Origin of the sequence: Nocardioides sp. NPDC006303 (genome assembly GCF_040613175.1) — a bacterium.
Classification (GTDB): domain Bacteria; phylum Actinomycetota; class Actinomycetes; order Propionibacteriales; family Nocardioidaceae; genus Nocardioides.
Window position 1 is genome coordinate 1 of sequence record NZ_JBEXRR010000078.1, and the last position, 5,660, is coordinate 5,660.

Consider the following 5,660-nt stretch of genomic DNA (forward strand, 5'->3'; position numbering starts at 1 on the left):
GCTCGAGCGCCGAAAGGACCGTGTTGGTCTCGACACGCCTCCGCCTAGCGGCTCCGGCGGCTCGACCAGCGGGGCTCAGCCCGCGTTGGCGGCGAGGAGCTGAGCGGCAGCCTGGTCGATCTTGCCGTTGCCGAGGCGGGGGAGCTGGGCGACGGGCACGAGCAGGTCCGGGAGCGAGTCGGGGCGCAGGACCGTCGGGAGCCGACGACGGAGGTCGCCGAGGTCAGTGCTGGGGCCCTCGACGAGGCTGACCAGGCCGCCCTCGGGGGTGGCGGCGGTGAAGGTGGCCAGGCCGAAGGCCTGCTTCACCTCGGCGTCGAGCGCGTCCAGGTCGACGAAGCTCGCGCTGCGCTTGACCCTGCGGCCCGCGCGGCCCAGGCAGAAGAGCTCCTCGCCGCGACGGGCGCCGAGGTCGCCGGTGAGCACCCGTTCCGAACCCTCCCAGCGCGGGAACTCCCCGTTCGGGCTGCCGAAGAGATAGCCGCCGGGCAGGTGCGGAGACTCGATGGCCAGCATGTCCGCGGCCTCGGGGAGCAACGACGTACGCCACGCCCCGACTGCCCCGCGTCCGATGCCGAGGGCGCCGTGGACCGTCTGGAGGTCGTCGCCGGCGTCGAACCGGGCGGCGCTGGCGAAGCCGATCGTCTCGCTGGTGCCGTACGTGTTGACGACAGTCGCGACGCCGAGGTCGAAGACGCGCTGGGCGTCGGCAGCGGAGAGCCGGTCGCCGCCGGAGCCCCAGAGCCGCAGGGTCCGTGGGGAGCCGGCGCCGCGCTCGTTCGCGGCGAGGTCGATGAACCGGGGAGCCAGCCGCAGGTGTGTCGCCTCGACGCGGGCGCAGAAGCCGAGTGGGCGGAGCCGGTCGCCCAGCGACCCGGACAGGTGCAGGGAGGAGCCGGCGGCCAGAGCGACCAGCAGGTTGGTCATCGCCAGGTCGTAGGAGAGGTGGGAGACCTCGGCCCACACCGAGGAGGCGTCGAGATCGAGCGCGGCCGCGCCGTGCGGGACGAACGCGTCGATGCCGGCCCAGGAGGACAGCACGCCCTTGGGGCCGCCGCCGGTGGAGCCGGAGGACATCGCGACATACCCGGCCTCCACGCCCGAGCGGGAGGTTGACGACGCGACGGCCCGGATCCCCGATCGGTCGAGCACGACGTCGGGATGCAGCGCCTGGAGAAGGGACCGGCGGTGCTCCTCGGCCGCCGACGGGTCCACGAAGCAGACCGAGAGATCACCGAGGATCGCGGCCACGAGCGCGACGACCGCGTCGGTGGACAGCGGCAGCGACACCGCGACCAGCGGCCGCGGGACACCGGCGGCCGCGACGAGGGCGAGACGAAGCTCCTCGGCCGCGCCGACCAGCCCGTCCGCACCGACCGAGGTCCGCCGGTCCGCGATCACGGCCTGCGACCGGGGTCGGGTGCGTACGGATCGGATGCGCTCGGCCAGCGGGTTCACAGGATGCGAGGCTAGGAGCCGCGGGCCGCTCCGGCACCGGCGTCGCCCATCACGATCCCCGGATTCGGGGATATGGCCGCACATGCCCGACACGCCGGTCTCAGCACCCTCAACGCTTCTCACATGGTCAACGCAGCCCAGCAGAGACATGGCGTGGCAAAGACGCACGTGCTGATCATTGTCCAGAACCTTCCCGTGCCGCTCGACCGACGTGTCTGGCTCGAGTGCCAGGCGCTGGTCGCGCGCGGTTACGAGGTCAGCGTGATCTGCCCGAAGGGCCCCGGCGATCCCGGGCGCCAGCAGCTCGGCGGCGTACGCATCTACAAGTACCGCCCCGCGCCGCAGGCCCGTGGTGTGCTCGGCTATCTGCTCGAGTTCGTCTACTGCTGGATCCGCACGGCGCTGCTGGCCAACAAGGTCTGGCGGGACCGCCCGTTCGCGATCATGCAGGCGTGCAACCCGCCCGACACCTACTGGCTGCTGGCTCGCATCTGGAAGCGCCGTGGCGTCCGGTTCGTCTTCGACCAGCACGACCTCAACCCCGAGCTCTTCCTCTCCCGGTTCGGCACCCCGACGTCGCTGTCCGGTCGCGCCCAGCTGGGTGCGCTCCGCTGGCTCGAGAAGCAGACGTACGCCACTGCCGACAAGGTCATCTCGACCAACGAGTCCTACCGGAAGGTCGCGATCACGCGCGGCGGGATGGCCCCCGCGGACGTGACCGTGGTCCGCAGCGGACCGGACACCTCGGTGATGCGTCCGGTGCGGCCCCACGACCCGGCGCCCCACGCCAACCGCCACACCCTGGTCTACCTCGGGATCATGGGGCCCCAGGACGGTGTGGACACGGTGCTGGAGGTCATGGACGAGCTCGTCCACCGGCGCGGCCGCAGCGATGTCGACGCGGTGCTGATGGGCTTCGGCGACTGCCTCGAGGACCTCAAGCGACGCTGCACCGAGCTCGGCCTCGACGACGTGGTCACCTTCACCGGCCGGGCCGGGTCGGCGCTGATCGCCCAGCACCTCAGTGCGGCCACCATCGGCCTGTGTCCTGATCTGAAGACGCCGCTCAACGACGTCTCGACGATGAACAAGACGATGGAGTACATGGCGTACGCCCTGCCGTCGGTCTCCTTCGACCTGGTCGAGACGCGCGTCTCCGCCGAGGATGCCGCGCTCTTCGTTCCGTCCGGGGACGTGGCCGCGTTCACCGACGCGGTCGAGTCGCTGCTGGACGATCCCGAGCTGCGGGTCGAGCTGGCCCTGCGGGCGCGGGAGCGCGCGGCGAAGGTGCTCGACTGGGGCCCGCAGTCGGCGGCGTACGTGCAGGTCTACGACGCCATGTGCGCGATCGGCGAGGCGCCGGCGGCGGTGAACGGGTTCGAGTACGTCGATCTGGACGACCCGGACGCGCTTCGCCAGTTCGTGCTCACTCGCGGACCTGCAGTCACGTAACCGATTTGGGGTATATGACCCCGACTTCTGGACCGTTGTCCCCGCGGATCCTCTTGGATGGCTCCTTGTGCTGAAAATAGGAGCCATCGGCTCCTAGAAACTAGGAGTCAACCCCACGTGACCCCAACTGTACGGATGCTCGGGACCCGTGGTGTGCCCGCAGCCCACGGCGGTTTCGAGACCGCGGTGGAGAACATCGGTCTGGACCTCGTCGACCGCGGCTGGCGGGTCGTCGTCTACTGCCAGGACGACGAACCCCACGCTGACCTGCGGATCGACTCGTGGAAGGGCATCGAGCGCGTCCACGTGCCCGCCCGGCACGACGGTCCGCGCGGGACGATCGAGTTCGACGTCGGCGCGGTGCGGCACGCCGCCCGCGAGGCGGAGCAGGACGGCAGCGTGTGCGTGACGTTCGGCTACAACACCGGCGCGCTCAACGCGGTGCTGCGCTCGCGCCGCGTCCCCAACATCATCAACATGGACGGCATCGAGTGGAAGCGGGCCCGCTGGTCGGGCCCCGAGAAGGCGTTCCTGTGGACCCAGGAGCGGGCCGCCTGCTGGCTGGGTGACCACCTCATCGCCGACCACCCCGAGATCGCCCGCCACCTGGCGACCCGGGTGCCGGCCGAGAAGATCACCACGATCGCCTACGGCGCGCCGCCCGTTGTCGACGCGCCGGAGTGGGCGGTGCTCGACCACGGGCTGGAGCCGGGTTCCTACCTGACCCTGGTCGCTCGGCCGGTGCCGGAGAACAGCATCCTCGAGGTCGTCCGGGCCTTCTCCAGCCGCCGCTGGGGCCGGCAGCTGGTCGTCCTGGGTTCCTATGATCCGGCGGAAGACTACCAGCGTGCTGTCCTCGAGGCGGCCAGCGACGAGGTCGTCTTCCTCGGCGCGATCTACGACACCGACATCGTCTCGGCCCTGCGCTTCCACTCCGTGGCGTACGTCCACGGCCACCAGGTCGGCGGCACCAACCCGTCCCTGGTCGAGGCGCTCGGCTGCGGCAACGCCGTGATCGCCCATGACAACCGCTACAACCGCTGGGTCGCCGACAAGGCCGCCCTCTACTTCTCCGACGAGGCCGGCATCGTCTCCGCGTTGGAGCGTCTCTTGTCCGAGCCCGAGCTGGCGGCGTCGTTGTCCGGTCATGCCCGCGCCCGCCACTCCGCCGAGTTCACCTGGAGCCGGATCACCGACCAGTACGAGCAGCTCATCCGCGCGCACCTGCGTTGACCCCGTCCTATACGTCGGTGGCGATGTCCGCGGCTCGAGGTGCGGGCTCGCGGGCGGTGTAGGCGCGGTAGGCGAGGACGCAGGCGACGGTGAGGACCGCGGCGGTGACGGCACAGGCCGTGAAGAGCGTGTGCCACTGGTTGTGGTCCGCGGCCGGGCCGGCGATGATGGCGGCGATGGAGCTGCCGATGAAGAGCGAGGCGGCGAAGCACGCGACCACGGTGCCGCGGGCTTCGGGGACGATCGAGGTGGCCCAGGTCTGCAGCGAGGTGTGCAGGAAGGCCCAGGTGATCCCGAGCATCACGACGATGCCGATGATGGTGGGCACCGACACCGTCACGGTCGCGGCGGCGTACCCGGCAGTCAGGGCGACGCCTCCGATCGCCATCAGCACCCAGCGTGGGAGCCGTCGGGTGAGAGCCTTGAGGACCTGCGAGGAGAGCAGGACCGCGATGCCGTACGCAGCTGCCGCGAGCCCCGCTCGCGCCGCATCGACACCTTGGGCCTGCAGGGCGGGGGCGAGGAGCGTGAGGACGCCGAGGACCAGACCGCCCTCGACGAAGACGAGCAGCCCGACCACCAGCACCCAGCGGTTGCTCAGCGCCGCCCGGAACGATGCCTTGATCCCGCTGCTCGTGGCCCTCGGCGGCTCGGCGAGCGAGCGCAGACCCCAGGCGCTGATCAGTGCCACGACCGCCGGCACCGCGAACACGACCCGCCACCCGGCCAGCTGGCCCGTGATCCCCGCCGCCGCTGCGGCCAGCGCGGTCCCCACCGCCATCGCTGCCATCAGGTCCGAGAGCGCGCGCTGTCGGTGGGTCGCGGAGACGGTGTCCCCGACGTACGTCAGTGAGGTCGGCACGATCGCCCCGAAGAACGCTCCCGCGACGACTCGCACGACGACGAGAGTGATGAGGTTGGGTGCTGCCGCAGAGACCAGTCCGGCGATGCCTGCTCCGACGAGCGCACCCTGCATCAGGCGGACTCTTCCGAACCTGTCCGAGAGGGCACCCCACAAAGGCTGACAGAGTCCGTACGCCAGGTAGTAGCCGCTCGCGATCGCCACCGCCTGCCCCACGGAGACCTCGAACGTTGCCGCGACGAGGACCAGGATCGGGCTCACCACGAACCTGTCGAAGCTGCTCACGAACGAGGCTATGGAGATCCAGACCGGTGGGCGGTGGGGGGACGAGTCGGGGGTGTGGGGCACTCTGTCAGGTTAGTAAAGGACTGGTTTTCGGTGGTCGAGCTTGTCGAGACCTCCCCGCTCCGCTGGTCGAGCCGCCGGAGCCCCTAGGCGGAGGCGTGTCGAGACCAACACCTGTGCCTTCGCTGTTCGAGCGTGCCGAGACCTCCCTGCCGGAGCGTTTCGCCCGAGGGCTGGTCTGGGCCGCCGACCCGTTCTTGGAGGGTCTTCTCGACGAACCCCGGAGTCAAGGACGGCCTTCGGCCGCCGGCTTCGCCGGCCGCTTCGCGGTCCTTGACACCGCGGCCCCGCGAGCAAAAATTATATATGT

At 70.5% G+C, this 5,660-nt stretch carries 5 protein-coding genes; 3 read left to right on the forward strand and 2 right to left on the reverse strand.

Translation table 11 applies throughout. The features are described 5' to 3' along the window. Nucleotides 1–75 precede the first annotated feature (75 nt). Complete coding sequence (locus tag ABZY89_RS29310; protein ID WP_355232693.1) at nucleotides 76–1,458, reverse strand: AMP-binding protein; 1,383 nt, start codon at nucleotides 1,456–1,458, stop codon at nucleotides 76–78. A gap of 153 nt (nucleotides 1,459–1,611) precedes the next feature. Between ABZY89_RS29310 and ABZY89_RS29315 the strand changes: the two genes are divergently transcribed. Together ABZY89_RS29315 and ABZY89_RS29320 are read left to right on the forward strand one after the other, a co-directional pair. Continuing rightward, nucleotides 1,612–2,910: a glycosyltransferase family 4 protein gene (locus tag ABZY89_RS29315; RefSeq protein ID WP_355232694.1), complete on the forward strand. Its 1,299-nt coding sequence runs from the start codon at nucleotides 1,612–1,614 to the stop codon at nucleotides 2,908–2,910. A gap of 117 nt (nucleotides 2,911–3,027) precedes the next feature. Next, nucleotides 3,028–4,143: a DUF1972 domain-containing protein gene (locus ABZY89_RS29320; protein WP_355232695.1), complete on the forward strand. Its 1,116-nt coding sequence runs from the start codon at nucleotides 3,028–3,030 to the stop codon at nucleotides 4,141–4,143. A 7-nt stretch (nucleotides 4,144–4,150) separates the two neighbouring features. Here the strand turns inward: ABZY89_RS29320 and ABZY89_RS29325 are convergent, their stop codons facing one another. After that, complete coding sequence (locus ABZY89_RS29325; RefSeq protein WP_355232696.1) at nucleotides 4,151–5,353, reverse strand: MFS transporter; 1,203 nt, start codon at nucleotides 5,351–5,353, stop codon at nucleotides 4,151–4,153. A 113-nt stretch (nucleotides 5,354–5,466) separates the two neighbouring features. Between ABZY89_RS29325 and ABZY89_RS29330 the strand changes: the two genes are divergently transcribed. Further along, nucleotides 5,467–5,660 (forward strand): hypothetical protein (locus ABZY89_RS29330; RefSeq protein ID WP_355232697.1); only part of this gene is annotated, 194 nt, incomplete at its 3' end.